Source organism: Streptomyces sp. ID05-39B, from assembly GCF_033794725.1.
Taxonomy (GTDB): domain Bacteria; phylum Actinomycetota; class Actinomycetes; order Streptomycetales; family Streptomycetaceae; genus Streptomyces; species Streptomyces bobili.
Map to the genome: position 1 here is coordinate 1 of NZ_JARGEF010000101.1, position 26,518 is coordinate 26,518.

Annotated in this window: 24 protein-coding genes; 12 read left to right on the plus strand and 12 right to left on the minus strand. The window is 71.8% G+C overall.

Features of this window, described 5'->3' with window-relative positions; all coding sequences use genetic code 11:
• Positions 1–66 precede the first annotated feature (66 nt).
• Positions 67–579, minus strand: coding sequence for a peptide-methionine (S)-S-oxide reductase MsrA (gene msrA, locus P1P75_RS21770; RefSeq protein WP_319257836.1), 513 nt, complete (start codon positions 577–579; stop codon positions 67–69).
• A 294-nt stretch (positions 580–873) separates the two neighbouring features.
• Here msrA and P1P75_RS21775 point away from each other — a divergent pair, with 294 nt between their 5' ends.
• From P1P75_RS21775 to P1P75_RS21795, 5 genes are all read left to right on the plus strand, one after another.
• Positions 874–1,482, plus strand: a complete 609-nt coding sequence (locus P1P75_RS21775) for a DUF4291 domain-containing protein (RefSeq protein ID WP_319257838.1) — start codon at positions 874–876, stop codon at positions 1,480–1,482.
• A gap of 9 nt (positions 1,483–1,491) precedes the next feature.
• Entirely contained in the window at positions 1,492–2,592 is a 1,101-nt protein-coding gene (locus P1P75_RS21780; RefSeq protein WP_319257840.1) for a serine hydrolase domain-containing protein, read from the plus strand.
• A 137-nt stretch (positions 2,593–2,729) separates the two neighbouring features.
• Positions 2,730–3,371: a hypothetical protein gene (locus tag P1P75_RS21785; protein WP_319257841.1), complete on the plus strand. Its 642-nt coding sequence runs from the start codon at positions 2,730–2,732 to the stop codon at positions 3,369–3,371.
• Positions 3,364–3,945: a hypothetical protein gene (locus P1P75_RS21790; RefSeq protein ID WP_319257843.1), complete on the plus strand. Its 582-nt coding sequence runs from the start codon at positions 3,364–3,366 to the stop codon at positions 3,943–3,945. The genes P1P75_RS21785 and P1P75_RS21790 overlap by 8 nt, the downstream gene beginning before the upstream one ends.
• A 159-nt stretch (positions 3,946–4,104) precedes the next feature.
• Entirely contained in the window at positions 4,105–4,845 is a 741-nt protein-coding gene (locus P1P75_RS21795) for a hypothetical protein (RefSeq protein ID WP_319257845.1), read from the plus strand.
• 140 nt (positions 4,846–4,985) lie between these two features.
• On the opposite strand, the gene P1P75_RS21800 is transcribed toward P1P75_RS21795, so the two are convergent.
• On the minus strand, positions 4,986–6,029 hold the full coding sequence (locus P1P75_RS21800; protein WP_319257847.1) for an NAD(P)-dependent alcohol dehydrogenase: 1,044 nt from the start codon (positions 6,027–6,029) through the stop codon (positions 4,986–4,988).
• Positions 6,030–6,200: 171 nt separating this feature from the next.
• On the opposite strand from P1P75_RS21800, the gene P1P75_RS21805 reads away from it, so the two are divergent.
• On the plus strand, positions 6,201–7,124 hold the full coding sequence (locus P1P75_RS21805; RefSeq protein ID WP_319257849.1) for a helix-turn-helix transcriptional regulator: 924 nt from the start codon (positions 6,201–6,203) through the stop codon (positions 7,122–7,124).
• Between the two features lie 19 nt (positions 7,125–7,143).
• On the opposite strand, the gene P1P75_RS21810 is transcribed toward P1P75_RS21805, so the two are convergent.
• From P1P75_RS21810 to P1P75_RS21820, 3 genes are all read right to left on the minus strand, one after another.
• Positions 7,144–7,953, minus strand: a complete 810-nt coding sequence (locus tag P1P75_RS21810) for an antibiotic biosynthesis monooxygenase (protein WP_319257851.1) — start codon at positions 7,951–7,953, stop codon at positions 7,144–7,146.
• A 398-nt stretch (positions 7,954–8,351) separates the two neighbouring features.
• Positions 8,352–9,614, minus strand: coding sequence for an Ig-like domain-containing protein (locus P1P75_RS21815; RefSeq protein WP_319257876.1), 1,263 nt, complete (start codon positions 9,612–9,614; stop codon positions 8,352–8,354).
• A gap of 220 nt (positions 9,615–9,834) precedes the next feature.
• On the minus strand, positions 9,835–10,209 hold the full coding sequence (locus P1P75_RS21820; RefSeq protein WP_319257853.1) for a hypothetical protein: 375 nt from the start codon (positions 10,207–10,209) through the stop codon (positions 9,835–9,837).
• Between the two features lie 109 nt (positions 10,210–10,318).
• Here P1P75_RS21820 and P1P75_RS21825 point away from each other — a divergent pair, with 109 nt between their 5' ends.
• Both P1P75_RS21825 and P1P75_RS21830 read left to right on the plus strand, forming a co-directional pair.
• Entirely contained in the window at positions 10,319–10,669 is a 351-nt protein-coding gene (locus P1P75_RS21825; RefSeq protein ID WP_319257854.1) for an LAETG motif-containing sortase-dependent surface protein, read from the plus strand.
• A gap of 42 nt (positions 10,670–10,711) precedes the next feature.
• Complete coding sequence (locus tag P1P75_RS21830) at positions 10,712–11,503, plus strand: hypothetical protein (RefSeq protein ID WP_319257856.1); 792 nt, start codon at positions 10,712–10,714, stop codon at positions 11,501–11,503.
• A 69-nt stretch (positions 11,504–11,572) separates the two neighbouring features.
• On the opposite strand, the gene hutH is transcribed toward P1P75_RS21830, so the two are convergent.
• From hutH to P1P75_RS21845, 3 genes are all read right to left on the minus strand, one after another.
• The gene (gene hutH / locus P1P75_RS21835) at positions 11,573–13,111 is read right to left on the minus strand and encodes a histidine ammonia-lyase (protein WP_319257878.1); all 1,539 of its coding nucleotides are present in this window, start codon (positions 13,109–13,111) and stop codon (positions 11,573–11,575) included.
• Positions 13,112–13,260: 149 nt separating this feature from the next.
• Positions 13,261–14,403, minus strand: a complete 1,143-nt coding sequence (locus P1P75_RS21840; RefSeq protein WP_319257858.1) for a GGDEF domain-containing protein — start codon at positions 14,401–14,403, stop codon at positions 13,261–13,263.
• A 235-nt stretch (positions 14,404–14,638) separates the two neighbouring features.
• The gene (locus tag P1P75_RS21845) at positions 14,639–15,439 is read right to left on the minus strand and encodes an enoyl-CoA hydratase-related protein (RefSeq protein WP_319257860.1); all 801 of its coding nucleotides are present in this window, start codon (positions 15,437–15,439) and stop codon (positions 14,639–14,641) included.
• Positions 15,440–15,653: 214 nt separating this feature from the next.
• Here P1P75_RS21845 and P1P75_RS21850 point away from each other — a divergent pair, with 214 nt between their 5' ends.
• Positions 15,654–16,322, plus strand: a complete 669-nt coding sequence (locus tag P1P75_RS21850) for a hypothetical protein (RefSeq protein ID WP_319257862.1) — start codon at positions 15,654–15,656, stop codon at positions 16,320–16,322.
• A gap of 10 nt (positions 16,323–16,332) precedes the next feature.
• Here the strand turns inward: P1P75_RS21850 and P1P75_RS21855 are convergent, their stop codons facing one another.
• Positions 16,333–17,466, minus strand: coding sequence for an adenylate/guanylate cyclase domain-containing protein (locus P1P75_RS21855; RefSeq protein ID WP_319257864.1), 1,134 nt, complete (start codon positions 17,464–17,466; stop codon positions 16,333–16,335).
• Positions 17,467–17,854: 388 nt separating this feature from the next.
• Between P1P75_RS21855 and P1P75_RS21860 the strand changes: the two genes are divergently transcribed.
• Positions 17,855–21,028, plus strand: a complete 3,174-nt coding sequence (locus P1P75_RS21860; protein WP_319257866.1) for a sacsin N-terminal ATP-binding-like domain-containing protein — start codon at positions 17,855–17,857, stop codon at positions 21,026–21,028.
• A 252-nt stretch (positions 21,029–21,280) separates the two neighbouring features.
• On the opposite strand, the gene P1P75_RS21865 is transcribed toward P1P75_RS21860, so the two are convergent.
• Both P1P75_RS21865 and P1P75_RS21870 read right to left on the minus strand, forming a co-directional pair.
• The gene (locus tag P1P75_RS21865) at positions 21,281–23,653 is read right to left on the minus strand and encodes an HAD-IC family P-type ATPase (RefSeq protein ID WP_319257868.1); all 2,373 of its coding nucleotides are present in this window, start codon (positions 23,651–23,653) and stop codon (positions 21,281–21,283) included.
• A gap of 99 nt (positions 23,654–23,752) precedes the next feature.
• Positions 23,753–24,007: a DUF2530 domain-containing protein gene (locus P1P75_RS21870; RefSeq protein ID WP_319257870.1), complete on the minus strand. Its 255-nt coding sequence runs from the start codon at positions 24,005–24,007 to the stop codon at positions 23,753–23,755.
• A gap of 151 nt (positions 24,008–24,158) precedes the next feature.
• On the opposite strand from P1P75_RS21870, the gene P1P75_RS21875 reads away from it, so the two are divergent.
• Entirely contained in the window at positions 24,159–25,610 is a 1,452-nt protein-coding gene (locus tag P1P75_RS21875; protein ID WP_319257872.1) for an NCS2 family permease, read from the plus strand.
• A gap of 48 nt (positions 25,611–25,658) precedes the next feature.
• On the opposite strand, the gene P1P75_RS21880 is transcribed toward P1P75_RS21875, so the two are convergent.
• A complete protein-coding gene (locus P1P75_RS21880; RefSeq protein WP_086769246.1) occupies positions 25,659–25,841 on the minus strand; it encodes a ribbon-helix-helix protein, CopG family in 183 nt (60 codons plus the stop codon).
• Positions 25,842–26,005: 164 nt separating this feature from the next.
• Here P1P75_RS21880 and P1P75_RS21885 point away from each other — a divergent pair, with 164 nt between their 5' ends.
• A complete protein-coding gene (locus P1P75_RS21885; RefSeq protein ID WP_306951199.1) occupies positions 26,006–26,443 on the plus strand; it encodes a MarR family winged helix-turn-helix transcriptional regulator in 438 nt (145 codons plus the stop codon).
• Positions 26,444–26,518: the final 75 nt, after the last annotated feature.

Consider the following 26,518-nt stretch of genomic DNA (forward strand, 5'->3'; position numbering starts at 1 on the left):
GGGCGGGTCCGGAGGGGGGAGGCTTCAGCTCCCACCCTCCGCCGGACGCCTCGCCGCCAGTTCCCGTCAGTCCTTCGCGCGGGCGGGCAGCCGCCATCCCGGACGCGGGAAGTGGCACGTGTAGCCGTTCGGGTAACGCTGCAGGTAGTCCTGGTGCTCGGGCTCGGCCTCCCAGAACGGGCCGACCGGCTCCACCTCGGTGACGACCTCGCCCGGCCACAGTCCGGAGGCGTTCACATCCGCGATCGTGTCCTCGGCGATCCGCTTCTGCTCGTCGTCCACGTAGTAGATCGCCGAGCGGTAGCTGAGACCGATGTCGTTGCCCTGGCGGTTCTTCGTGCTCGGGTCGTGGATCTGGAAGAAGAACTCCAGGATCGTGCGGAAGTCGGTCTCCGCGGGGTCGAAGAGGATCTCGATGGCCTCCGCGTGCGTGCCGTGATCACGGTAGGTCGCGTTCGGCACGTCACCCCCGGTGTATCCGACCCGGGTCGCCGTCACGCCCGTCTGCCGGCGGATCAGCTCTTCCATCCCCCAGAAGCATCCGCCCGCCAGCACTGCCCTCTGCGTCTGCGCAGCCATTACGGCCCTCCACTATCTGTCAGCTCGGTCACCGGGGCTGCCCGGCGCACTCGCCACCGACATCCCCGGCCGCTCCCCTCAACGCGCGACGGCTCCCGAGGATTCCGCACCCCCGCGGCCGCCGCTCCCACGCCGAGATCCCAGGTCGACGACGTCAGGAGTCACGACCGTGGCAGACGTCAGAATCACCTATCAAAAGACCGTCCGCGGAACGCCTGTACCGCGAACCCCCTCGAAGCGGCTGAGCCCGGAAATCGGTGGCCTCCCGGATCAGACCCCCGCACGCTGTGCACCATGGAAGAACCGCAACACCGGATCCGCGCCCTGTACGACGAATCCACGATCACCGTCTACCAGGCCTACCCGCCGGAGATCGGCCTGCCCGCCGCCCGCGACGGCCGGTTCCCCGCCGCGTGGAAGCGGGACCGGATGACGTGGATCAAGCCGTCGTTCCTGTGGATGATGTACCGCTGCGGCTGGGGTGAGAAGGCCGGGCAGGAGACGGTGCTCGCCGTTGAGATCACGCGGGACGGCTTCGAGTGGGCGCTGAAGCATGCGTGCTTGTCGGGTTACACGCGCGGTGTGCATCCCGACCGTGTGACCTGGCAGCGTGAGTTGAAGCGTGCGCCCGCTCGCGTGCAGTGGGATCCCGAGCGGGACCTGCGCCTGCAGGCCCTGCCGTACCGGTCGTTGCAGCTCGGTCTCACCGGGGAGGCCGTACGGCGTTACGCCGATGAGTGGACGGTCGCCGTCCGGGACGTGACGCCGCTCGCCCGCGCGGTCCGCGCCCATGTGACCGGCGGGGACCTGGACGCGGCGGCCGGGCTGCTTCCGGCGGAACGTCCCTACCCGGCGCCGCCCGCCGCGGAATTCGGTTGCCCCTCGACCGGTCGGGCGGGCTAGATACTCGGCATGGCCGACATTCAGGGCTCGTACGATGATCTGTTCGTCGCGGTTCCGACCGCGTTGGCCGCTTCGCTGGACCGTGGGGACGCCGGTGGCTCGGTGGCGGTGTTCGTGGACGGTGAGCCGGTGGTGGATGTGTGGGGCGGGTTCGCCGACGCGGAGCGGACGGTTCCGTGGGGGCGGGACACCATCGTGAACGTCTGGTCCGTCACGAAGACGATGACCGCCCTGTGCGCGCTGGTGCTCGCCGACCGGGGCGAGCTGGATCCGGACGCGCCCGTCGCCCGGTACTGGCCGGAGTTCGCCGCGGCGGGCAAGGAGGGCGTGCTGGTACGGCATCTCCTCGCGCACACCGCCGGTCTGCCCGACTGGGACGGGCCCGTGGCCGAGCTGTACGACTGGCGGGCCGCCACCGCACGGCTGGCCGCGCGGGCGCCTCAGTGGGAGCCGGGCACCGCAGCCGGGTACCACTCGCTCACCCAGGGGTTCCTGGTGGGTGAGGTCGTGCGGCGGATCACCGGGCGGAGCCCTGGCGAGTTCTTCGCCGCCGAGGTCGCCGGACCGCTGGGCGCGGACTTCCATATGGGGCTGTCCGCCGAGCACGACCACCGGGTGGCGGCCACCGTCCCACCGCCTGGGCGGGACGGGGACCACCGGGCGAGCGCGCCCGGTGGCGATGCCGTTGCGAGCGCGGCCACGCCGATCCGTGTCCGTGACGGGAACGGCGTCGCGTGGCGGCGTGCTCAGATTCCGGCCGCGAGCGGGTACGGCAACGCCCGCTCGGTCGCCCTCGTCCAGTCGGTGATGGCCTGCGGGGGTTCGCTGCGCGGGGTGCGGCTGCTGTCGCGGGCGGGCTGCGATCGTGCGCGCGAGGAGCAGTTCAGCGGCGAGGACCGGGTCCTGGGGATGCCGGTGACATGGGGCCTCGGCTACGGGATCTTCGGCGGCACCTACGGCTGGGGCGGCTGGGGCGGTTCGCTGGTGATGATCGACCCCGCCGCGCGCACGGCCGTCGCGTACGTGACGAATCAGATGCGCGACCCGGCCGACGACAACCGGGGACTGGAGATCGTGATGGCCGCCTACGAAGGGCTCCAGGGACTGTGAGAGACGGCTCCGCCCGCGAAACGGGACGACGGAGACTCGCGACAGAACTCCCGACAGAACTCCAGACGGAGATCCAGACGGAGATTTACGGAGAACTCCGGGCAGAAGCCCGTACAGAATTCCAGGAGCACGACCAGATGGTGAAGTGGACCGCCGGGATCCCCTCCGTGGAGCGGCCGGACCCCGAAGCAGGGCTGTCCGACTACCAGTTGGCCATGCGGGACCGGCTGCTGGCCGCGCCGGTGGTGCCCGCTCCGGCGCCCTGGAGGCCCGTCTTCGGTTCCTCCCTCGTCGCCGTCGGCGGACTGCTCGGGATCGGGTTCGCCGTGCATCCGGGGAGCGGGAACGACCTGGTGATGGTCGTCTCGCAGGACGGTCACGGCCTCTTCGACGCCGTCACCGGCGAGAGGATCGCCCGCGACCGCGACCCCGCGCCCGAGGACGCCATGCCCGACGAGAGCGAGGACCTGTCGTGTCCGGGGCTGGGGCCGGTCGCCGGCGTCCGGGTGCGCGTCGCGGGCCTGTTCGGTGGCGGGCTGCACTCCGGCACCGGGGACGGCTGGTCGGTGGAGGTCGTCCAGCCGGCCTGGCCGAACGAGCGCGTCCTGCTGTCCCATGGGGACGGGCTGCCGCACACGGGCCCGCACGGGGAGAAGTGGTGGCACGTCTTCCACGCGTCCTGGTCCACGTTCCGCGCCGCGGGCTTCTCCCCCTCCGGCCGTACCCTCGCCGTCGCCACCAGCAGTGACCTGACCCTGTGGAGCCGCGTCGGTGAGTGAGGCCCTGGCGCGTCTGTGGCGGGAGCGGCACCCGTCCGTGCCGCCCCTCACGCACACGTTCCGCGGCGTGTTCGCCGACCGGTGGGTGCGCTTCCACAGCCTGCCGGAGTCGAAGCGCCACCCGGAGTCCGAGGACGAGTACGCGATCCTGCTGCACCGCTACAACACCGTGCTCGACGAACTCTTCTCGGGCCAGGAGGTGTTCGTGGTGACCAGCGACTGGTCGTCCACCGCGGACGGACCCGCCGGCTTTCCCACCCCGCGTCGGGAACTGCACCCGGACGGCGTGCTGTGGTGGACGGAGCCGGACCTGTCGGACCCGGACCCCGAGTTCCACACCTTTTTCCGCTTCTACGCCGACCGCCGTCCATGGCGGCCCGGCTGCGTCGACGACCTGCTGCGGGCCGCCGCGGACGAGGAGATCGTCGACGTCTTCCTCACCGACACCGGCCTGTGCCGCATCCACGCCCCCTACGACGGCGGCGCGGACGCCGTCCTCACCACCCCCGCGGAACGGGACCGCCTGCGCGCCCGCCACGCCGACTGGCTCTCCCCGCACCCTTCCGGCTGCTGACCCCGGCGGGTCCAGACTCTCCCAGAACACGTCCGCGGCCCTCCCCGAAGAACGTCGTAGTGCCGTCTCCCGAAAAAGTGGAAGCGCGCGGCCACCCGGCCGTGAGTTACTACGCGCGGCATCCGTACCACCTACCACCAACCCCTGGGGGAAGTCCGCATGAGTGGCAGCAGTGACGTGTTCCTGGTCGGTGGCGGTAGCGACGAGTCGGCCGCAGACGCCGTCTACGGCCCGTTCCTGCGCGCCGCCTCGGCGGACGTGCCCCGTGTGTTGTGTGTCCTCGTCGACGAGGGCAACGGCGCCGAACTCTTCGCCCGGTACGACACGTTGCTGCGCAAGGCCGGCGACTGCACGCCGGTGCCGCTGCTGCTGCCGCTCGGGGAGCCGTTCGAGCCGGGGGCGCTGACGGCGGACGTGGACGCGCTGCTGGTGTGCGGTGGGCTGACGCCTGCGTACCGTGAGGCGTTCGGCGGGTGTCTCGACACGTTGCCGGCGCTGCTCGCGGAGCGGGGTGTGCCGTACGCCGGTTTCTCCGCGGGGGCCGTGATCGCGGCGCGGGACGCGGTGCTCGGCGGCTGGCTGGTGGACGGGGTGGCGGTGTGCCCGCCGGAGACCGCGGAGGATCTGGAGGAGGTCGAGGTGCGGTCCGGGCTCGGGCTCGTGCCGTTCGGGGTGGATGTGCACGCGGCGCAGTGGGGAACGCTGGCGCGGCTGACCGCGGTGGTGGCGGGCGGGCGGCCGGCGCACGGGGTCGCGATCGACGAGAACACGGTGGTGCGGGTGGCGGACGGACGGGCGTACGTCGCCGGGCTCGGCCGCGCCCACTCCGTACGGCCCGCGCCCGGCGGCGGAGCTCTCGTCCGGTCCTACGGCGCCGGCGACTCCTTCCCCGCGGCCTGAGCCGGCGGGCACCACGGACCGACACCTGAACACCGGAACCGACCCCTGCGGAATCCACCCCTCCGACGCCAGTCGAGGCCGTCATCGGGGTGGGGCCCGCCCTGGTGTGACCAGGTGAGGCGACCAGGTGTCGCGGGACGTCAGATGGTCGTCGTGTCGATCACGAAGCGGTAGCGGACGTCGCTGGCCAGCACCCGCTCGTAGGCCTCGTTGATCTCGGAGGCGCTGATCAGCTCGATCTCCGCGCCGAAGCCGTGCTCGGCGCAGAAGTCCAGCATTTCCTGGGTCTCCTGGATGCCGCCGATGCCGGAGCCGGCGAGGGACTTGCGACCGCCGATCACCGAGAACAGGTTGAGCGCGACGGGCTCCTCGGGGGCGCCGACGTTGACGAAGGCGCCGTCCGTCTTCAGCAGGGCCAGGTAGGCGTCCAGGTCGAGCGGGGCGGAGACGGTGGACAGGATGATGTCGAAGGAGCCGGCCAGCTCCTTGAAGGTCTCCGGGTCGCTGGTGGCGTAGTAGTGGGCGGCGCCCAGCTTCAGGCCGTCGTCCTTCTTGCGCAGCGACTGGGAGAGCACGGTCACCTCGGCGCCGAGGGCGTGCGCGATCTTGACGCCCATGTGGCCGAGACCGCCCAGGCCGACGACGGCGACCTTCTTGCCGGGGCCGGCGTTCCAGTGCTTCAGCGGGGAGTAGGTGGTGATGCCGGCGCAGAGCAGCGGGGCGGCCACGTCGAGGGCGAGGCCCTCGGGGATGCGGACGACGTAGTTCTCGTCGACGACTATCTTCTCGGCGTAGCCGCCGTAGGTGGTCTCGCCGTCCTTGCCGACGGCGTTGTACGTGCCGACCATGCCGCCGCCGGTGCAGTACTGCTCCAGGCCGGCCTTGCAGTTGTCGCACTCGCGGCAGGAGTCGACCATGCAGCCGACGCCCACGCGGTCGCCGACGGCGAACTTCGTCACACCGGGGCCGACCTCGGAGACGACGCCGGCGATCTCGTGGCCGGGCACCATCGGGAAGATCGCCTCGCCCCAGCCCTCGCGGGCCTGGTGGATGTCGGAGTGGCAGATGCCGGCGAACTTGATGTCGATCAGGACGTCGAACTCGCGGACCTGTCGTCGCTCGATCGTCGTGCGCTCCAGCGGAGCCTTGGCGGAGGGGGCGGCGTACGCAGCAACAGTGGTCATGCCGGGGATTCTCCTAGCGAGGTCGTACGCCCGGTCTGCCTTCGGACCGGGCACGGCGCCCAGCCTGCCCTCTTTCCGGGCGTCCACCCAGGCCTCAGCGGTGCCTACGTTCGCTGTGCCTACCACTGGCGGGGTCAGGATCGCCTGCGTACGACCATGAATACTGGACGTATGGACGAACAGGCCGAAGCCGTACCGCAGCCCGGCGGGCGGCTGGACCGGCGCGCCGAACTCAGCGAGTTCCTGCGCACCCGGCGCGCCCGGCTGAAGCCGGAGGACGTGGGGCTGCCCGACTTCGGACGGCACCGCCGGGTACCGGGGCTGCGGCGCGAGGAGCTGGCGCAGCTGGCCGGCGTGTCGGTGGCGTACTACACGCGCCTGGAGCAGGGCAACGGGCGGAACGTGTCGGCGGAGGTGCTGGACTCCATCGCCCGCGCGCTGCGGCTGACCGACGCCGAGCACGCCCACCTGACCCATCTCGCCAAGCCGAAGCAGCACAAGAAGAAGCCGGCGGCACGGGCCCAGCAGGTGCGGCCGGCGCTGCGGCAGCTGCTGGACCTGATGGACGGGGTGCCCGCGTACATCGTCGGACGGCGGGCGGAGATCCTCGCCTGGAACCGGATGGCGGCGGCCGTGTTCGGGAACTGGGGGGAGCTGCCGGTCGCCGAGCGGAACTGGGCACGGCTGGTGTTCCTGCGGCCCGACTACCGGGATCTGTTCGTGGACTGGGAGCAGAAGGCGATCGACATCGTGTGCTCGCTGCGGATGGACGCCGGCTGCTATCCGGACGACCCGCGGCTGTCGGCGCTGGTGGGCGAGCTGTCGGTCAAGAGCGAGGACTTCCGGCGGCTGTGGGCGACCCACGACGTCAAGGACAAGGCCTACGGTGTGAAGCTGCTGCACCATCCGCTGGTGGGCGAGCTGTCCCTGAACTTCGAGGGGTTCCGGCTGCTCGGGGAGACCGAGCAGACGATGGTGTCGTACCACGCGGACCCGGACTCCCCGTCGGCGGACGCCCTGCGCCTCCTGGCGAGCTGGGGCGCCGACCGGGGCCGCCTGGGCTCCACCGGTCCCAGGCCTCCCCTGTCTGCCTGAAGCGCCCTGAGCCGCCGTCTCAGCCCTGGTACGGCGGTGCCGCGCCCCAGTTCCAGAGCGGGACGGGCTGGTCGGCCGGTGGCTTGGCGTCGGGGCCGGAGAAGTACACGGCGAGGCGGGTGCCCCACTCGATGTAGGCGAGGAAGGCCGAGCGGAACTCGGCGTCGGTGGGCAGGCCCGCCTCGTCGGCGGCGTCCTGGATGAGGTCGACCCAGCGGCGGCGCTGGGGCTCGGTGATGCCGCGGCCGAAGTGCTTGGCGACCATGTGGCCGTGGCCGCCCTGGGTCGTCGAGTAGGCCGGGGGGCCGCCGAAGACCTCCGCGAGCCAGAGGGCCACGTGTTCGGCGTGCTCGGGGGCGAGACCCGCGAAGACGGGGGCGAGGAGGTCGTCCGTGACGACCTTGGCGTAGAAGGCCTCGGTGAGGCGGGAGAAGGCCTCGGCGCCGCCCGCCCAGGTGTAGAGGGTGGGAACGGCGGAGCCCCGGCCGCGCACCGAGGTGGGTTTGTAGTGGCGCATCTCCTCGATGTCCGCGATGTAGGGGCGGATCTCCGCGAGGAAGGCGGGGAACAGGTCGCAGGTGCGGAAGCCTTCGAGGTGGTCCTGCGTGGAGGTCCAGGTGATGCGCAGGACGAAGTGCGCGAAGTCCTCCTCGCAGCGGGCGAGTTCGTAGTCCACGCAGTGCGGTGAGGCCGCGAGCTGTGCGGCGGCGCGGGTGTAGGCGGCGAGGAACTCCGCCGACCGTTCCTCGGGGATGCGGTAGCGGATGTACTCGATGACTGTGCCGGCGTTGCCGGTTGTGGCGGCGGTGCTCGCTGCGGTGTCCGTCATGGGGCCACGCAAGCACGAACGGCCCGCCGGAGGCTGCTGTTCCGGGGGGCTGTCCGCTCAGCGCTCAGCGAACCGGTTCACGGTGCCCGCCGTACCGGTCGGATCGCGCGGCAGGAAGGCAGCCGCGTCGGACCGCGTTCTCCCGCACCGTGATGCCGCCCTCGCGAATCGTGGCCGCGGGGCCTTCTTCGCGATCGCGGAGACGTTCCTCCGGATCGCGGACCTGACGCTGCCGATCTTCTGCGAGTCGTCACCTGGACGTGGATCGTGGTGACCTCGTCCTTGGAGTCGCTGAGCGTCTGAGCCTGCGTCAGCGTCAGCGTCAGCGTCAGCGGGACGTGAAACACCGATGCCGCCCCTGGGGGCGGCATCGGAGGAGACGGTGGGCGGGAGGTGCGTCAGGCGACCGAACCGGCCTTCCACTGCGCCCAGTCCATGTTCCAGCCGTTGAGGCCGTTGTCCGGCGAGACGGTCTTGTCGCCGGTGTTCTGGACGACGACGACATCACCGACGATCGAGCTGTTGTAGAACCAGGCGGCCGGCGTGTTCGGGTCGTCGGCACCCTTGGTGTCGGACAGACCGACACAGCCGTGGCTGGTGTTCACCGAGCCGAAGATGGACTTCGCGCCCCAGTAGTTCCCGTGCAGGAAGGTGCCGGAGCTGGTCAGACGCATGGCGTGGGGCACGTCCTTGATGTCGTACTCGCCCTTGCCGTCATCGTCGGTGAAGCCGACCGTCGCGCCGTTCATCCGGGTCTCCTTGAACTTCTCGGAGATCACCATCTGGCCTTCGTAGGTCTTGTTGTCGGGCGAGCCGGCCGAGATCGGGATGGTCCGGACCGTCTTGCCGTCCTGCGTGACCTTCATCTGCTTGGTCTTCGCGTCGACGTAGGTGACCTGGTTGCGGCCGATCTTGAAGGTGACGGTCTTCTGCTGGACTCCGAAGACCCCGTCGGCACCCTCGACACCGTCGAGCGCGAGCTTCAGCGTGACGGTGGAGTCCTCCTGCCAGTACTCCTCGGGGCGGCAGTCCATGCGGGTGGTGCTGAACCAGTGGCAGACGACTTCCTGGCCGCTGCTGGTGTTGACCGTGACGCCCTTCTGGACGGCGGCCTTGTTGGTGATCTCCTTGTTGAAGTTGATGGAGACCGGCATACCCACGCCGACGGTCGAGCCGTCCTCCGGCGTGAAGTTGCCTATGAAGCTGTTGTCCGGGGAGACCGTGGTGAAGGAGGCGTTCTCGTGGGCCTCCAGGCCCTTGGCGTCCTTCGCGGTCGCCGCCAGCTTGTAGGTGGTCGAGCGCTCCAGCTGGACGGTCGGCTTCCAGCTGGTCCTGTCGGCGGACAGCTCGCCCGCCACCGTGCTGCCGTCGGCCGCGGTCATCGTCACCTGGGTGAGCGTGCCCTTGCTCACGGCGACGGTCGCGGAGTTGTTGATGGAGGCGTTGTTCGAGCCGTCCGCGGGTGTGATCTTGATCTGGGCCTCGGAGGACTTCTGGGCCGCCGCCTCGTCGGCCTTGGCCTGCGAGGAACTGCCTCCGCCATCGGCGGCGTCACTGTCGCCGCCCGAGCACGCAGAGAGCACCAGAACACCGCCGAGCAGTGCGGACGCGGTCATCAGACCCCTGCGCCGCCTACTGTCCGTCATCACACGCTTCTCCATCGTCGCCGAGTCCCGGTAACCGGGAGTCCCCGTCAAGACCTTCAACGCTACGACCGGTTCGCCCCGTTCCACATATGTCACATGTGTGGGCCACACCACGTCCACGGGCGCTCGGTTCCCCCTCCGGGACCCCTGGTGCGGGTGACGGTCAATGCGTCGTATGAGACGACGAAACCCCGGGCGGCGGTTGCCGTCCGGGGTCATCAATTCCCCGAGACGCTCAGCCGATGCCGCCCGCGCGGCCGTCATCGTCGGCGTCCGCCGCGTCGTCGTCGTCATCATCCTCGTCGAGGTCCCAGTCGGGCGAATCGGGGTCGTAGTCCACGGGCTCGGTGGACCAGGAAGCCTGCTGGAGTTCGACCCCGGGGATCTCACTGACCAGGTCGAACGGATCAACGAGGCAGGCGAGGGCCTCCGCGGTGTCTTCCGTCACAGCGCTCTCCGCAAGCGCGCGCTCACCCTCCGGCATCCCGGGATCGGCGGCCTCCTCAGCAAGTCGCCGCAGCGCGGCCTTGGTGAGCGCGCCCTCGTCGTCGATCTCCAGGACAAGTTCCACACGAAGGCGGACAAATCGTGATGTCTTTTCAGAAGTCATGCACGGAGCGTACGACTGAGGGCTCCCGCGACTTTCCCGCGACCCGCGACTTTCATTAGCATCGGTCCACACGGCCAATTCGCCAGCACCACAAGGGGATCGATATTCCGTGTCATCCGCTCGCCGTCCGTTGCTGACCGCCACCGCCGCGGGAACCCTGCTGGGTGCTCTGTGGTTCGTCCCGAACGCCCAGGCGACCCAGGACGAGCCGGTGAGAACGGCAGTGACGACGCAGGTCACCACCCAGGCGAGGGCCGTTTCCGCGGACAGCACCGGCACCGCCCTCACCGCCGACACCACTCTGACCGCCGACACCTCCGACAGCACCTCCGGCGGCACGCGCCTCGCGGACACCGGAAGCTTCGACACCACCCCCTACATCGTGGGCGGGACCGCCCTCCTCGCGCTCGGCGCAGGCTTCGTCGCATATTCGGTTCGCCGGGAACGTCTGGGTTTCTGAATTGATTTGACGCTCCCTTGACGAAACCCTCATAGTCCGCTCATGAAGAGATCATCGGGCGCGCGGCTGTGCGCCACGGCTGCCGTGGGCGCACTGTCGCTCGTCCTCGTCACGGGCTGCTCGGACGACGGGTCGACGAAGGACTCCAAGGGCTCCTCGAAGGGCTCCGATTCGTCCTCGGCGTCCTCGGAGTCCTCGGCCCCGGCGGCGAAGGCACTGACCTCGGCCGAGCTGGAGAAGCTGCTCCTCGCCCAGGGCGAGGTCAAGGGGTTCAAGGTCACCCCGGGTGACGACACCCTGCCGAAGTCGAAGTCGGAAGTGAAGACGGACAAGCCGGCGTGCGACCCGCTCGCGTGGGCGACGGCCGGTCTGGCTCCGGGCGAGACGGACGCGAACGCGAGCAACTCCCTCGCGGAGGACAAGTTTTCGGGCGCCACCGCGAAGCCCGAGGACATCGCCGACGCCTTCGACATCGACATGACGTTCGTGGGCCTGTCCTCGTACGAGGGTGACGGCGCCGAGAAGGCCATGAAGGCCGTCTCCGACGGCGTGACCGCCTGCTCCGCCGGGTACGGCCTGGCCGCCGGCGAGGAGAACTCCAAGGTCACCAAGGTGGCCTCGGAGAAGGGCTCCGGGCTGGGCGACGAGTCGGTGGCGTTCTCCGAGGCCATCGACATGGACGGTGAGGGTTCGGCCACCTTCCACACCGACGTCGTGCGCAAGGGCAACAACATCGCCACGTTCTACACGGTGAACTTCGCCTCGCTCGGCTCGGGCAAGGCCGCCGACATCCCGGCCGCCGTGGTCCAGGCACAGGTCGCCAAGCTCAAGTAGGCACGTCGGCAAGCACACCGGGGCCCTGCCGCCGGCGCGCACGCGCGTACGGCAGGGCCTTCGGCATGCCTAGCGCAGCGGCCCCGTCACCGTCTCCACGGCCGCGACGAGCCTTCCGTCGCGCACGAACGCGTCGGCCGCGGCGAGGTCGGGTGCGAGGAAGCGGTCCGGTCCCGGGCCCTGAACTCCCGCCTCCCGTACGGCGTCCAGGATCGCGCGGGTCGCGGGCGCCGGCGTGAGCCCCTCGCGCAGCTCGACGCCGCGGGTGGCGGCGTACAGCTCGACGGCGATGACGCGCGTGAGGTTGTCGACGGCGGTGCGCAGCTTGCGGGCCGCGGACCAGCCCATGGAGACGTGGTCCTCCTGCATCGCCGAGGACGGGATGGAATCGGCGGAGGCCGGTACGGCGAGCCGCTTCAGCTCGCTGACCAGCGCGGCCTGCGTGTACTGGGCGATCATCAGGCCCGAGTCGACGCCGGCGTCGTCGGCGAGGAACGGCGGCAGGCCGTGGCTGCGGTTCTTGTCCAGCAGCCGGTCGGTGCGGCGCTCGGAGATCGACGCGAGGTCGGCGACGGCGATGGCGAGGAAGTCGAGGACGTAGGCCACCGGGGCGCCGTGGAAGTTGCCGTTGGACTCGACGCGTCCGTCGGGCAGCACCACGGGGTTGTCGACGGCGGAGGCCAGTTCGCGTTCGGCGACGAGGCGCGCGTGGGCCATGGTGTCCCGGCCGGCGCCGGCGACCTGCGGGGCGCAGCGCACCGAGTAGGCGTCCTGGACGCGCGGCGCGTCGTCCTGGTGGTGCCCGGTCAGCTCCGAACCGGCCAGCACGGCCAGCATGTTGGCGGCGGAGTCGCCCTGGCCCGGATGCGGGCGGATGGCGTGCAGCTCGGGCGCGAGGACCTTCGCGGTGCCGAGGAGGGCCTCCAGCGACAGGGCCGCGGTGACGTCGGCGGACTTGTAGAGGCGGTCCAGGTCGGCGAGGGCCATGACCAGCATGCCGAGCATGCCGTCGGTGCCGTTGAGGAGGGCGAGGCCCTCCTTCTCGCGCAGTTCGACGGGGGCGATGCCGTGCTCGGCGAGCAGCTCGCCGGCGGGACGTACGACCCCGTCCGGACCTTCGGCGTCCCCTTCGCCCATGAGGGTGAGGGCGCAGTGGGAGAGCGGGGCGAGGTCGCCCGAGCAGCCGAGGGAGCCGTACTCGTGGACGACCGGGGTGATGCCGGCGTTGAGGACGTCGGCCATGGTCTGCGCGACCTCGGGCCGGACGCCGGTGCGCCCGGAGCAGACGGTCTTCAGGCGCAGGAACATCAGGGCGCGGACGACCTCGCGCTCGACCCGCGGGCCCATGCCGGCGGCGTGCGAGCGGACGATGTTGCGCTGGAGCCGGGCGCGCAGTTCCGGGCTGATGTGCCGGGTGGCGAGCGCGCCGAACCCGGTGGAGACCCCGTAGACGGGCTCGGGCTTGGCGGCGAGCGCCTCGACGATCCGGCGTGCCGCGGCGAGGGCAGCGAGCGCCTCGCCGGAAAGCTCGACCCGGGCGCCGTCGCGCGCCACGGCGAGCACGTCGGACGCGGTCACCCCGGACGTCCCCACCACCACAGTGTGCATATCCATATTCAGGATCGTACGTAGTGAAGACGAGGATGTCACCAGTGGGGGCGGGGTTCGCCCCTTACCGATGCGTCACAGCCGGCGGCCGGCGCACGGCGGTCCACGCACGGCGGCCGGCGCACGGCGGCCGATGCGCCGACCGCCGCTCACTGCCGTCCGCGGAAGCGCCGCCGCTCCCCGGCCGGTCCGCGCGGCGGCTCGTCGGCGAGCCGGACCACCGGATCGTCCGGCCCCTCCCACCCCGCGACGACCGGCCGGGCGGCTTGTTCGGCCTTGGCACGGTACTGGGCCGCGTCCGCGAGCCGGAAGAGGCGGCGGGCCGACCCCACCGGCCCGATGGGATCCCCGGTGGAGGCGACCCCGCAGGCCACCCCCTCACCCAGCTCCAACTCGGCGGCGCGACGGCAGAGTTCACCGGCGACCTTCACCACGGCGTCGGCGGTGGGCCCGACGGCGAGCAGACAGAACTCGTCCCCGCCGAGCCGTGCGGCCAGCGCGCCGGGCAGCATCGCCCCGCACAGCGACAGCACGGACCCGAACCGCTCCAGCAGCCGGTCGCCGACGGCATGCCCGCAGGTGTCGTTCACCCGTTTGAGCCCGTTCAGATCGCACACGACGAGGCTCACCACGTCCCCGTGCGTCCGGTGCCGCTCCACCGCCTCCTCCAGACGTACGTCGACGGCGCGGCGGTTGGCCAGGCCGGTGAGGGCGTCCGTGAAGGCGAGCCGGCGGGCCTCCTCCAGCCGCTCGGTCTGGGCGAGCCCGGCCGCGACGACGGCCGCGAGGACGGTCGCGAAGTCGGCGTCGCCGCGGTCGAAGACGGGAGTGCCGGAGGAGCGGGCCACGTACAGCTCACCCCAGGCCCGGCCGTGCAGCACGATCGGGGCGACCACGCAGGAGCCGCGCCCGCGCCGGCGCAGGGCGGCGACCCGCTGGTGGCAGTAGCCGGGGCGGCCGGCGGCCGGACCCTGGGCCGTCTCGACCCAGGCGTCGGGCTCGCCCCCGGACACCCAGCGCTCGTGCAGGAACTCGGTGATCTCCGGGAACTGGTGCACCGGATAGGCCTCGTCCTCCGGGAACTCCTCCTCGTCCGGCGCACGGTCCCCCACGTTCACGAGGACACGCAGCCGCCCGAGGTCCCGCTCCCAGACCGACAGCGCGGCGAATCCGCCGGCCAGCGCCCGGCAGGCGCCGAGCGCCGCCGCCCGCCACGACTCGCGGGGCGTGCGCGCCGCCGCCATCCCCTGCGCCAGCGCCACCACGGCCGCGAGGCGTCTGTCCTCACCCATCTCCCCAGGCTAGGGACATTTGGCTACAAAGGGGACTGCTGGGTAGCACTTGGAGTGACGAGATGAAGGTACGACCAGACATGACGGCCGCAGCGACGGCCCGCAGCGCACACGCCGAGCCCACAGCGACCGCCCGCAGCGCACGTGCCGAGCCCACAGCGACCGCCCGCAGCACACGTGCCGGGCCCACAGTGACCGCCCGGAGCGACGCCTGCGCCCGCACCCGGATGCCGGCTCACTCACCCGGCCACCGCGGCTTCCGCTTCTCGTTGAAGGCCGCGACGCCCTCCGCCCGGTCCCCCGAGAAGGCCACCGCCCGCCAGGCCGCGTCCTCCACCTCCAGGCCGGCCCGCAGATCCAGCCCCTGCCCCAGCCGCAGGGCCCGCTTGGCCGCGCGCAGACCCACCGGCGAGTTCGCCCCGATCCGCTCGCCCAGTGCCAGTGCCTCCTCCCGGTCCCGCCCCTCGTCCACCAGCACGTCCACGAGGCCCAGCTCCCGGGCCTCCGCCGCCTCGACCCGCCGCGCGGAGAAGATCAGCTCGGCCGCCCGCGCCGCGCCCACCCGGCGGGGCAGCAACTGCGTCCCTCCGCCGCCCGGGATCACGCCCACCGACACCTCGGGCAGCCCCACCACGGCCGTACGGTCCGCCACGATGACATCGCAGGCCAGCGCCAGCTCGAAGCCGCCGCCCAGCGCGAACCCGTGCACCGCGGCGACCGTCGGCACGGGCAGTTCCAGCACGCCGGTGTACGCCCCCCGCGCGACCGGCCGCTGCCGCACCAGCTCGGCGTCGGAGAACGCGTTGCGCTCCTTGAGGTCGGCCCCGACACAGAAGGCCCGCTCGTGCGTCGAGGTGAGCACCACCACGCGTACGTCCCGGTCCTCGCCCAGGGCCGTGCAGGCGGCACCGATGGAGCGGGCCATCTCCGTCGAGACGGCGTTCATGGCCTTGGGCCGGTCGAGGGTCAGCTCCGCGACATGCCCGTCCCCGTGCCGCCGCACCAGCACGAACTCCCCGAACCGTTCCTCACTCATGACACCCTCCGGGTTAACGCGGGTTAACAAACCTGGCTCGCCCGATCATCGCAGCCGCGCTCCACGGGGAAAAGGCCCGACCGCGTCAAGCTCGGCCTCCGCCCACCCGTTCGAGTGACATCCCGCCCGACTCCGCCCGCATCACCCAAGGGAGCGCATAACGTGCGTCCGCCACAGCGCAGAGGGGGCGCGACGACATCGGGGAGGGAACGCGATGACGACCACACCGGTGAGCGGCCGGACCGGAAGCGCGCAAGCGGGTCGCGCGGCAGCGGGCGGCGAGACGGTGGACATCCGCCTCGGGACGCCGTCCCGCGCGCGGGGGCGGCATCGCCGGCCCCGGCCCCGCAAGGCGCTGTTCACCACGGGCGGGTTCGCCCTGGCGGTGGGTGCGCTGAGTCTGCTGCGGCTGACCGCCGACTCGGGCGTGGACACGGCCGAGGCCGGCCCCCGGCTCCAGCCCACCGCGGACACCCTGTCGAAGACGGACACCGCAGACGCGACCGACGCGGCCGCCACGGTGTCCGGTTCACCCGGGCCGACGACCACCGCCCCGGCCCCGACGGGCAACGGCGGTACGGTCCCGTCCGGCGTGGCCGTGCCCGGTGCCGCGCCCACCTCCGCGGTCCGTACGCCGAGCGGCCCGTACACCCCGCGCACCCGGTCACCGGCCGACGAGGGGACGCCCGCACCGGCGGCCACACCGTCCTCCGGGAGCACTGCCCCCCGGCCCCCCGGGCCGACGTCGACCCCGGCGCCCGAGCCGGGCACCGACCCGCCCGCCGCGGGGCCGACAAGCCGTCCGGGACTGTGCCTGCCGGTCGTCGGCCTGTGCGTGGACGCGCTGGACGCGCCGGCCGTGCTGCCCGGCTCCCGCGACTGAGCGGCGCGGCCTACTCTCCGTTGCCGCCGGTGTTCCGCCGGGTGAGCAGCCAGGGCTCGACCACGCCGAGCCCACGGACGGGGCGCTGCCACATCGGCTGGAGCGCGAACCGGTAGGCGGGCGGCTCCTCGCCCTCCTTCTCGGCCGCGGCCGCGGCCTCGGCGGCCTCCGCCTCCGAGGCGGGCGCGTCACCGGTGCGGATCAGCTCCTCGGCGAAGGCACTGTCGACGAGCACGGCGTCCCGAGGCGCTATCGACGTCAGCCGGGAGGCCAGGTTGACCGTCGTGCCGAAGACATCGCCCATCCGGGTGGTCACCGTGCCGAAGGCCATGCCGACGCGCAGTTCGGGCATCGTCGGGTCGTTGCCCATCGTCTCGACGAGCAGCAGCGCGATCTCGGCGGCGATGCCTGCGTCGTCGGCGGCGTACAGCACCTCGTCGCCGAGGGTCTTGACGAGGCGTCCGCCGCGGGCCGCGACCAGGTCGGCGGCGGTGGTCTCGAAGGCCTCGACCAGCTCGCCGAGTTCCTCCTCCTCCATACGGCGGGTCAGCCGCGTGAACCCGACGAGGTCGGCGAAGCAGACCGCGAGCCGCCGGTCGACCATCTCCTCGTCGTCCGCGGCCTGCACGACCCGGCCCGCCGAGGCGGCGAGCTGGCGGCGCCACACGTAGACGAGGAACTCCTCCAGCTCGGGCAGCAGCAGCTCGACGATCGGATACGTCACCTCGGTGCGGGTCATCCCCGGCTCGGGCGGCTCCGTCAGCCCCTCCAGGAAGGAATCGATCTGCCACTCGGCCAACCGGGCGGTGGTCTGCCCCGTGGACCGCGCGACCTGCACCGCCATGGCCTCGCTGAGCAGCCCCGCCTCGACGAGACCGGCCAGCCGCCGCAGGGCCAGTACGTCGGCCTCGGTGAGCGCCCTGGCCTGGCCGATGTCGGCGAAGCCCATGGCCCGCCAGAAGCGGGAGGCCAGTTCCATGGAGACGCCGGCGCTGCGGGCCGCCTGGAAGGGGGTGTATCGGCGCTCTGCGCCGAGGATGAGCTGCTCCAGGCGAAGGGCGAGGGGGTCGTCGCCGGGGTCGGTGGCCGGGACGTCAACCCGGCCGTCCGCGCCCTCGTCGGAGCCCGTGTCGTCGACGGTCACGCCTGCTGCCCTTCCGATCTATCGCGGTCAGGTTTCGACCGGCCTCAACTCTACGGCAGGTGTGCGCCAGCTCACTCCGTCGGGGAAGCGGGGGCTTTCTCGGCGGGGGGCAGGGCACCCGGCGCTGCTGTCACCGTCCTCTGGGGGCTGCGCCCCCAGACCCCCGCTGCGGCCCTGAACGGGCTTCGCTCTCAAACGCCGGACGGGCTGAATTGCCCGACCTTCACCTCTTGTCCCACCGAGTCGGGTGGTGGGTGGGCGCATGGGCACGGGGGTCCAGGGGCGGAGCCCCCGGGGCGGGGCTGGAGCGGTCGGCCCTTCGTGATGCGGAACCGGCGGAGCCCTCGCGGTACCTTCGAGCTCACGGCGATGAGGAGAGTGAACCGACGTGAGCAAGTTCGTGCGGCCGGCGGCCGAGGGGGCCGATCCGTTCGGGACGGCCCGGCTGCGGCGCGGGGTGCTGGACGCCTGGGCGACGAGTCCCGCCCGTTTCCGGGAGGACGCGAACGCCGAGGAGGATCTGGTCCTCGGCGGCTACCGTGACCGCCTCGTCGTGGAGCTGGCGCAGAACGCCGCCGACGCGGCCGCCCGCGCGGGCGTGCCCGGCAGGCTGCGCCTGACCCTGCGCGAGGGCGTCCTGGTCGCCGCGAACACGGGCGCCCCGCTGGACGCCGCCGGCGTCGAGTCCCTCTCCACGCTCCGCGCCTCCGCGAAACGCGAGGCCGGCCAGTCGGCGATCGGCCGCTTCGGCGTCGGATTCGCCGCGGTCCTCGCGGTGACCGACGAGCCCGCCGTCGTCGGCCGGCACGGCGGTGTCCGCTGGTCCCTGGCGGAGGCCCGGGTGCTGGCCTCGGAGACCGCCCGGCACAGTCCGGGCCTGGGCGACGAGATCCGCCGCCGTGAGGGCCATGTGCCGCTGCTGCGGCTGCCCTTCGCGGCCGAGGGCACCGCCCCCGAGCCGTACGACACGGCCGTGATCCTGCCGCTGCGCGACAGCGCCGCCGCAGATCTCGCGGAACGGCTCCTCACCGCCGTGGACGACGCCCTCATCCTCGCCCTGCCGGGCCTGGAGGAGGTCGTGATCGAGGTCGGGGACGCGGCGCCCCGCACCCTGCGCCGGGACACCGACGGCGCCCTCACGGTCGTGACGGACACGCGGGAGGGGACGACCCGGTGGCGGATCGCCGCCGCGCACGGGCCGCTCACCCCCGACCTGCTCGCCGACCGGCCGGTGGAGGAGCGGCTGCGCCCTCACTGGTCGGTGACCTGGGCCGTACCCGTGGACGCGGACGGGGCCCCGGCCCGGCCCCGTACCAGCCCCGTCGTGCACGCCCCCACGCCCAGCGACGAGCCCCTCGGCGTACCCGCGCTGCTCATCGCCTCCTTCCCCCTGGACACGACCCGGCGGCACGCGGCGCCCGGTCCGCTCACCGACCATCTGGTGCAGCGGGCGGCGGACGCGTACGCCGGACTCCTGGCCGGCTGGCGTCCGGTGACCACCGGGATCATCGACCTGGTGCCCGGCCCGCTGGGCAAGGGCGAGCTGGACGGCGCGCTGCGCCGGGCGATCCTGGAGCGGCTGCCGCGTACGGCGTTCCTGCCGCCCGCCGCCGTGCCGGTGGAGAGCGAGGCCGAGGACGAGCACGAGCACGAGCTGCCCGAGGCGCTGCGGCCCCGGGACGCCGAGGTCGTCGAGGGCGCCGGCGCGGACACCGTACGGGTGCTCGCCGAGGTGCTCCAGACGCTGCTGCCCGCCGGTCTTGAGCGCCGGGCGGAGCTGCGCACGCTCGGGGTGTCCCGGGTGCCGCTCGCCGACGCGGTCGACCGGCTGGCCGGGCTGGAGAAGGACCCGCAGTGGTGGTACCGGCTCTACGAGAGCCTCTCCGGGGTCGACCCCGAGCGGCTCTCCGGGCTGCCCGTGCCGCTCGCCGGGGGCACCTCCCAGGTTTTCGGCTCCGGGCAAGGCCGGACCACGATCGGTCCCCGTCAGGTGCTGCTGCCGACCTCGGACGCGCCCCGGCTCGACGCCGACGTACTGGCCCGGCTGGGTCTGAAGGTGGCCCACCCGGACGCCGCGCATCCGCTGCTGGAGAAGCTGGGCGCCCTGCCCGCGACACCGCGAGCGGTGCTGACGACCCCGCAGGTGCGGGCGGCCGTGGCCGCGTCCCTGGACGACGACGGCGGTGCCTGGGACGACCAGGGCACCTTGGACGCCGAGGAGCTGGCCGACACCGTCCTGGCGCTGGTCCGCGACGCGGGCCTGGAGCCCGGCGAGGAGCCCTGGCTGGGCGCCCTCGCCCTGCCCGACGAGGACGGGGAGCCGACTCCGGCCGGCGAACTCGTCCTGCCCGGCAGCCCGTTCGCCGAGATCATCCGCGAAGACGAACTGGCCTACGTGGATCGGGAGTTGGCGGACAAGTGGGGCGAGCAGCCCCTCACGGCCTGCGGTGTCCTGGCGAACTTCGCGCTCGTGCGCGCCACGGACGTCGTCCTCGACCCGGATGAACTGGAGCCCCGCGAGGGCGACTTCGCCGAACCGGACGACGCCGGGCTGCTGGACGCCGTGGACGTGTGGGCCGAGGACATCCTCGACCGCTTCCCGGACTCGCCCGTCCCGCCGGTCGCCACCGAGCTGGTCGCCGTCCGCGACCTCGACCTCGTCGACGACGACCGCTGGCCGCAGGCCCTCGCGCTGCTCGCCCAGCCGCCCCTGCGCGACGCCCTCACGCAGCCCGTCCGCATCCTCCTCCCGGACGGCACCCACGAGGTCGTACGCCCGTACACCGCCTGGTGGCTGCGCGGGCACCCCGTCCTCGACGGCCGCCGCCCGGCGGGCCTGCTCGCGGCCGGCGGCGACCCCCTCCTGCACGGCCTGTACGACCAGGCCGACGCGACCGGCTTCGACGACGAACAGGTCCTGCGCGCCCTGGGCGTACGGACCTCCGTGGCCGCCCTCCTCGACGAGCCGGGCGGCGCGGCCGAACTCCTCGACCGCCTCGCGGACCCCGACCGTCCGGTGAGCGCCGCCCAACTGCACGGCCTCTACGGCGAGCTGGCCGAGCTGGACCCGGAGCAGGTGACCCTGCCGGACGAGCTGCGGGCCGTCGTCGACGGCCGGGTCGAGGTCGTGGACGCGGCCGACGCCGTCGTCGTCGACTCCCCCGACCTGCTGCCCTTCACGGCGGGCGTCCCGCTGCTCCCCGTACGCCCCGCGAGGGCCGCCGGGCTGGCCGAACTGTTCCAGGTCCGCCGCCTCAGCGAGTCCGTGACGGGCGAGATCCACTCCGAGGGCACCGAACACGAGGTTCCCGAGCCGGTACGCACCCTCCTCGGCCCGCGCACCCCCACCACCTACGTCGAACACGAGGAACTCGTCGTGGACGGCGTGGAGATCGACTGGCGTCTGACCGATGACGGCATCCTCCACGCCTCCACCCTGGAGGGCGTCGCCGCCGGCCTCGCCTGGGCGGCCGGCCAGTGGCCCCGCCGCTTCGAGGTGGCGGCCCTGATGGAGGACCCGTCCAGGACGGACGAGCTGGCCCGGGACCGCTGGTTCGACTGAGGCGACCGGTCCGGCTCACCGGCTCGGGCGGCACCGGACTCACCGGGGCGCCCGAGCCGGGGCGGGCCTGAGCGAGAGCCTGAGTGAACTCGGGGGGAAACTCCGCGACTTCGTACAGCTTCCCGGTCCCCGCGGCGGGCGGGTACGGCGCCCCGGCGACCTGTGCCCCCAGGGGGCGCGGGGAACCGCGCGGCCGGCGACGACGCTCTCGCGATGGGCCGCGGACCTCAGCCTCCCGGTATCCGCGGAGCGCTAGGCGGCCACGCGGCGGTCGACCCTCCTCCACAGCAACTCCAGGGCCGCCGCCGCGACCGCCGCGACGCCCACCGCGATCCACGGCATCGTCATGCCGATCAGCTTCAGCGCGAAGAAGTCCTGGAGCCACGGCACCACCAGGACGACCACGAAGGCCGAGCCCATGGACGCCACCAGCAGGACCCGCCACCAGGTGTAGGGCCGGGCGATGATCGCCAGCACCCACATCGAGATCAGGAACAGGGTCAGCGTCGCCGCGCTCGTCTCGGCCTCCAGCGCACCCTCGCCCGAGTAGTGGTGCCGGGCGATCAGGTACGTCGTGAAGGTCGCCACGGCGGCCAGCACCCCGCCCGGGACCGAGTACAGCATCACCCGCCGCACGAAGTGGGGCCGCGCGCGTTCCTTGTTGGGGGCGAGCGCGAGGAAGAACGCCGGGACGCCGATCGTCAGCGTCGACAGCAGGGTGAGGTGGCGGGGGAGGAACGGGTACTCCACCTGCCAGCACACCACCAGCAGCGCGAGCAGCACCGAGTACACGGTCTTCACCAGGAACAGCGTGGCCACCCGCGTGATGTTGCCGATGACCCGCCGGCCCTCCGCCACCACCGACGGCAGCGTGGCGAAGCTGTTGTTCAGGAGCACGATCTGGGCGACCGCCCGGGTCGCCTCCGAGCCCGAGCCCATCGCCACGCCGATGTCGGCGTCCTTCAGCGCGAGGACGTCGTTGACGCCGTCGCCGGTCATCGCGACGGTGTGCCCGCGTGACTGGAGGGCGCCGACCATGTCCCGCTTCTGCTGCGGGGTGACCCGCCCGAACACCGTGCCCTCGTCGAGCGCCACGCCCATCGCGTCCCGCTCGGCGGGCAGCCCGCGCGCGTCCACCGTCCGGCCGTCCAGGCCGAGCTTGGCGGCCACGGCCCCCACGGACACCGCGTTGTCGCCGGAGATGACCTTGGCGTGGACGTCCTGCTCGGCGAAGTAGCGCAGGGTGTCGGCGGCGTCGGGGCGCAGCCGCTGTTCCAGGACGACCAGGGCGGCGGGGCGGGCGCCGCGGGCAGGCTCTGGGTCGTTCAGGGCGCGGCTGGTGCGGGTGAGGAGCAGCACCCGCAGGCCCTGCTCGTTGAGGCGCTCGGTCTCGGCGAGGGCGGGGTCGTCGTCGGCGAGGAGGACGTCGGGGGCGCCGAGCAGCCACGTACTGCTCTCGCCGTCGCCCTCGTTGAAGGCGGCGCCGCTGTACTTGCGGGCGGAGGAAAAGGGCAGGGCCTCGGTGCAGCGCCAGTCCTCGGCGTCCGGATAGGCGTCGATGATCGCCCGGAGGGAGGTGTTGGGCCGCGGGTCGGACGCGCCGAGCGCGCCGAGCACCTGGTGCACGTACCCGGTGTCGCTGCCGCCCAGCGGATGGATCTCGGTGACGTCCATGCCGCCCTCGGTGAGGGTGCCGGTCTTGTCCAGGCAGACGGTGTCGACGCGGGCGAGGCCCTCGATGGCCGGCAGTTCCTGGACGAGGCACTGCTTGCGGCCGAGCCGGATCACGCCGATGGCGAAGGCGACGGAGGTCAGCAGGACGAGACCCTCGGGGACCATCGGCACGATCCCGCCGACGGTTCGCGCGATGGAGTCCTTGAGGTCGTTGTCCTTGACGAACAGCTGGGTGATGACCAGGCCGATCGCGGCCGGGACCATCATCCACGTCACGTACTTGAGGATCGTGGAGATGCCGGTGCGCAGCTCGGAGTGGACGAGGGTGAAGCGGGACGCCTCCTCGGCGAGCTGGGCGGCGTACGCCTCGCGTCCGACCTTGGTGGCCCGGAAGGCGCCGCCGCCCGCCACCACGAAGCTGCCGGACATCACCTGGTCGCCGGGGCGTTTGACGACGGGGTCGGCCTCCCCGGTGAGCAGTGACTCGTCGATCTCCAGGCCGTCGGCCTCGACGCACACCCCGTCCACGACGATCTTGTCGCCGGGTCCGATCTCGATGAGGTCGTCCAGGACGAGGGAGGAGGTGCCGACCGCGACGGCGACCCCGTCGCGCCGGACGGTGGGGCGGGCCTCGCCGATGACGGCGAGGGAGTCGAGGGTCTTCTTCGCCCGCCACTCCTGGATGATGCCGATGCCGGTGTTGGCGAGGATGACGTACCCGAAGAGGCTGTCCTGGAAGGGCGCCACGAACAGCATGATCACCCACAGGACGCCGATGATCGCGTTGAACCGGGTGAAGACGTTCGCCCGGACGATCTCGCCGACCGAGCGGCTGCTGCGGACGGGTACGTCGTTGACCTGACCGCGCGCGATGCGCTCCGCGACCTCCGCGGAGGTGAGCCCGGTCGCCGTGGGGGCCGGGGCGGTGGCGGCGGCGTCGGTATGGGTCATGGAATCGACGGTACGTGCGGATGCCGGCGTTCACCCGCCGGAGGCCCGGAAGATCCGACCTGGGGAGGACGGCTGTCGTGCGCCGGTACTACCTGGCGTCTAGTCCTCCCCGGAGGCGCCCCGCTTGATCGCCGCGTCGCGCTTGCGGACGTACCAGATGCCGATGAATCCGAGGCCGCCGCCCGCGAGGCAGGTCCAGAGCCACCACAGGTGGCCGTGATCGTCGAACCAGCCGTAGAAGGGCAGCTGGACGAGGAAGAGGGCGAACCAGAGGATCGTGCCGCCGGTGATGGTGGCGACCACGGGGCCCTCCAGGGGCTCCGGCGCCTCGTGCTTGGGGATCCACTTCGCCATGGGGGACAGCCTACGAGGCGATCAGGTCTACGCGCGGAGATGGTGCTCCCCGATTTATGTGTTCATACTGAAACGGTTTGCCTTTGACCATATTCATTCGTAGGAAGCACCAAAGCGGCATGGGGGATGTCCGCCGGTGATGAGGTTCTCCATGTCCACCTCGGCCCCCGCCAGGGTTCCCGCGCCCGAAGAACCGGGCGGCACGCCCGCGTACGGCGCGCTCGACCGCTTCTTCCGCATCTCCGAGCGGGGAAGCACGCTTCCCCGGGAGATCAGGGGCGGCTTCGCCACCTTCTTCGCGATGGCCTACATCATCGTGCTGAACCCGATCATCCTGGGCAGCGCGAAGGACATGTACGGGCACCAGCTCGACAACGGCCGGCTCGTCACCGCCACGTGTGTGACGGCCGCGTTCACGACGCTGCTGATGGGCGTCATCGGCAACGTGCCGATCGCGCTGGCAGCCGGTCTCGGAGTCAACTCGGTCGTCGCGCTCCAGCTCGCCCCCCGGATGGCCTGGCCGGACGCGATGGGCATGGTCGTCCTCGCCGGTTTCGTGGTCATGCTGCTGGTGGCGACCGGTCTGCGCGAGCGCGTCATGAACGCCGTGCCCTTCGGCCTGCGCAAGGCCATCAGTATCGGTATCGGCCTGTTCATCATGCTGATCGGTCTCGTCGACTCCGGCTTCGTCACCCGCATCCCGGACGTCGCCCAGACCACCGTCCCGCTCCAGCTCGGCGGCGACGGTCACCTCAACGGGTGGCCGGTTCTCGTCTTCGTCCTCGGCGCGCTGCTGACGCTCGCGCTGATCGTGCGCAAGGTCCCCGGCGCGATCCTCATCTCGATCGTCGCCACGACCGTCCTCGCCCTGGTCATCAACGCCGTCGCCACCGTGCCGTCCTGGGGTCTGACCACCCCGGAGTGGCCCGGCAACCCGGTCGCCACGCCCGACTTCGGCCTGATCGGCGAGTTCAGCCTCTTCGGCGGCTTCGGCAAGGTCGGCGTACTGACCGGCGTGCTCTTCGTCTTCACCGTGCTGCTGTCGTGCTTCTTCGACGCGATGGGCACGATCATGGGCGTCAGCGACGAGGCCAAGCTGACCGACGCGCAGGGACAGATGCCCGGCATCAACAAGGTCCTCTTCGTCGACGGTCTCGCCGTCGCCGCCGGTGGCGCCAGCTCCTCCTCCGCCACCACCGCCTTCGTGGAGTCCACGGCCGGCGTCGGCGAGGGCGCCCGCACCGGCTTCGCGAACCTCGTCACCGGCGGACTCTTCACCCTGGCTCTGTTCCTGACCCCGGTCGCCACGATGGTCCCGTCCCAGGCGGCCACCCCCGCCCTGCTCGCGGTCGGCTTCCTGATCCTGGCCGGTTCGGTCAAGGAGATCGACTGGGCCGACCACACCATCGCGATCCCGGCCTTCATCACGATGGTGATGATGCCGTTCACCTACTCGATCACCAACGGCATCGGCATGGGCTTCATCACCTTCGCGGTCCTGCGCCTTGCGGCCGGCCGAGGCCGCGAGGTCCCGGTCCCGATGTACGTGGTCTCGGCCGTGTTCGCCTTCTACTACCTGATGCCGGCCCTGGGCCTGACCTGAGCCGCGCGCCGGCCGTCCTACGGCCTCACCTGAGCTGCGTGACGCGGCTCAGGTGAGGCCGTAGAACTTCTCCGTCTCCTCGACAGCGGTCTGGAACCGTTCGTCGAAGTCATCGCGAATGAGCGTCTGGACGACATAGTCCTGGACGCTCATTCCCCTTTTGGCGGCATGGTGCCGGAGCCGCTCCAGCAGTTCGTGGTCTATCCGCAGGCTGAGCACATCTGTCCCCATGCCTACGAGGGTCGCGGCACGGTCCCGGTCGGCGGGTGACGTTCCGCACCTGTACCACCCGTACGAGTGACATTCGGGGGGTGTGGCGGTTCCGTGGCACGCGTCACGGGAAGCAGGCGCCCCCCGGTTGGTCTTTAGCGAGGGTAATGAGTTACTCTAAATACATGCCGGACCTAACACATGGCGACGACGTTGCCGCCGTGAACTCCCTGCGCTCCGCCGTGATGCGGCTCTCCCGTCGGCTCAAGCACCAGCGCGTCGACGAGTCACTGAGCCCCACCGAGATGTCGGTGCTCGGCACCCTTTCCCTCTGCGGCAGCGCCACCCCGGGTGAGCTGGCCCGCAAGGAACACGTGCAGCCGCCGTCGATGACCCGCATCGTGGCGCTCCTGGAGGCCAAGGGGCTGGTCCGTCTGGAGCCCCATCCCGAGGACCGCCGCCAGAAGGTCGTCACGAAGACCGAGCAGGCCGAGGCCATGCTCGCGGAGAGCCGCGCCAAGCGGAACGCCTTCCTGGCCACCCTGGTCGACGGTCTCGACGAGGACGAGTGGGCGAAGCTGCGTGCCGCCGCCCCCGTCCTGGAGAAGCTCGCACACCTGTAGGCACTTTCGAGGAGGCGACCCTTTTGAGTACGGGACCCGGAGCAGACTCCGCCCCCGCACCGACCACCCACGACT

Excerpts from the sequence above, each read along its gene's own strand:
- P1P75_RS21785 (WP_319257841.1), top strand. The coding sequence starts at position 2,730 with ATGGTGAAGTGGACCGCCGGGATCCCCTCCGTGGAGCGGCCGGACCCC.
- P1P75_RS21775 (WP_319257838.1), top strand. The coding sequence starts at position 874 with ATGGAAGAACCGCAACACCGGATCCGCGCCCTGTACGACGAATCCACG.
- P1P75_RS21845 (WP_319257860.1), bottom strand. The coding sequence starts at position 15,439 with ATGAGTGAGGAACGGTTCGGGGAGTTCGTGCTGGTGCGGCGGCACGGG.
- P1P75_RS21780 (WP_319257840.1), top strand. The coding sequence starts at position 1,492 with ATGGCCGACATTCAGGGCTCGTACGATGATCTGTTCGTCGCGGTTCCG.
- hutH (WP_319257878.1), bottom strand. The coding sequence starts at position 13,111 with ATGCACACTGTGGTGGTGGGGACGTCCGGGGTGACCGCGTCCGACGTG.
- P1P75_RS21800 (WP_319257847.1), bottom strand. The coding sequence starts at position 6,029 with ATGACCACTGTTGCTGCGTACGCCGCCCCCTCCGCCAAGGCTCCGCTG.
- P1P75_RS21795 (WP_319257845.1), top strand. The coding sequence starts at position 4,105 with ATGAGTGGCAGCAGTGACGTGTTCCTGGTCGGTGGCGGTAGCGACGAG.
- P1P75_RS21815 (WP_319257876.1), bottom strand. The coding sequence starts at position 9,614 with ATGGAGAAGCGTGTGATGACGGACAGTAGGCGGCGCAGGGGTCTGATG.
- P1P75_RS21885 (WP_306951199.1), top strand. The coding sequence starts at position 26,006 with ATGCCGGACCTAACACATGGCGACGACGTTGCCGCCGTGAACTCCCTG.
- P1P75_RS21875 (WP_319257872.1), top strand. The coding sequence starts at position 24,159 with ATGTCCACCTCGGCCCCCGCCAGGGTTCCCGCGCCCGAAGAACCGGGC.
- P1P75_RS21810 (WP_319257851.1), bottom strand. The coding sequence starts at position 7,953 with ATGACGGACACCGCAGCGAGCACCGCCGCCACAACCGGCAACGCCGGC.
- P1P75_RS21820 (WP_319257853.1), bottom strand. The coding sequence starts at position 10,209 with ATGACTTCTGAAAAGACATCACGATTTGTCCGCCTTCGTGTGGAACTT.
- P1P75_RS21880 (WP_086769246.1), bottom strand. The coding sequence starts at position 25,841 with ATGGGGACAGATGTGCTCAGCCTGCGGATAGACCACGAACTGCTGGAG.
- P1P75_RS21840 (WP_319257858.1), bottom strand. The coding sequence starts at position 14,403 with ATGGGTGAGGACAGACGCCTCGCGGCCGTGGTGGCGCTGGCGCAGGGG.
- P1P75_RS21865 (WP_319257868.1), bottom strand. The coding sequence starts at position 23,653 with ATGACCCATACCGACGCCGCCGCCACCGCCCCGGCCCCCACGGCGACC.
- P1P75_RS21870 (WP_319257870.1), bottom strand. The coding sequence starts at position 24,007 with ATGGCGAAGTGGATCCCCAAGCACGAGGCGCCGGAGCCCCTGGAGGGC.
- P1P75_RS21850 (WP_319257862.1), top strand. The coding sequence starts at position 15,654 with ATGACGACCACACCGGTGAGCGGCCGGACCGGAAGCGCGCAAGCGGGT.
- P1P75_RS21805 (WP_319257849.1), top strand. The coding sequence starts at position 6,201 with ATGGACGAACAGGCCGAAGCCGTACCGCAGCCCGGCGGGCGGCTGGAC.
- msrA (WP_319257836.1), bottom strand. The coding sequence starts at position 579 with ATGGCTGCGCAGACGCAGAGGGCAGTGCTGGCGGGCGGATGCTTCTGG.
- P1P75_RS21830 (WP_319257856.1), top strand. The coding sequence starts at position 10,712 with ATGAAGAGATCATCGGGCGCGCGGCTGTGCGCCACGGCTGCCGTGGGC.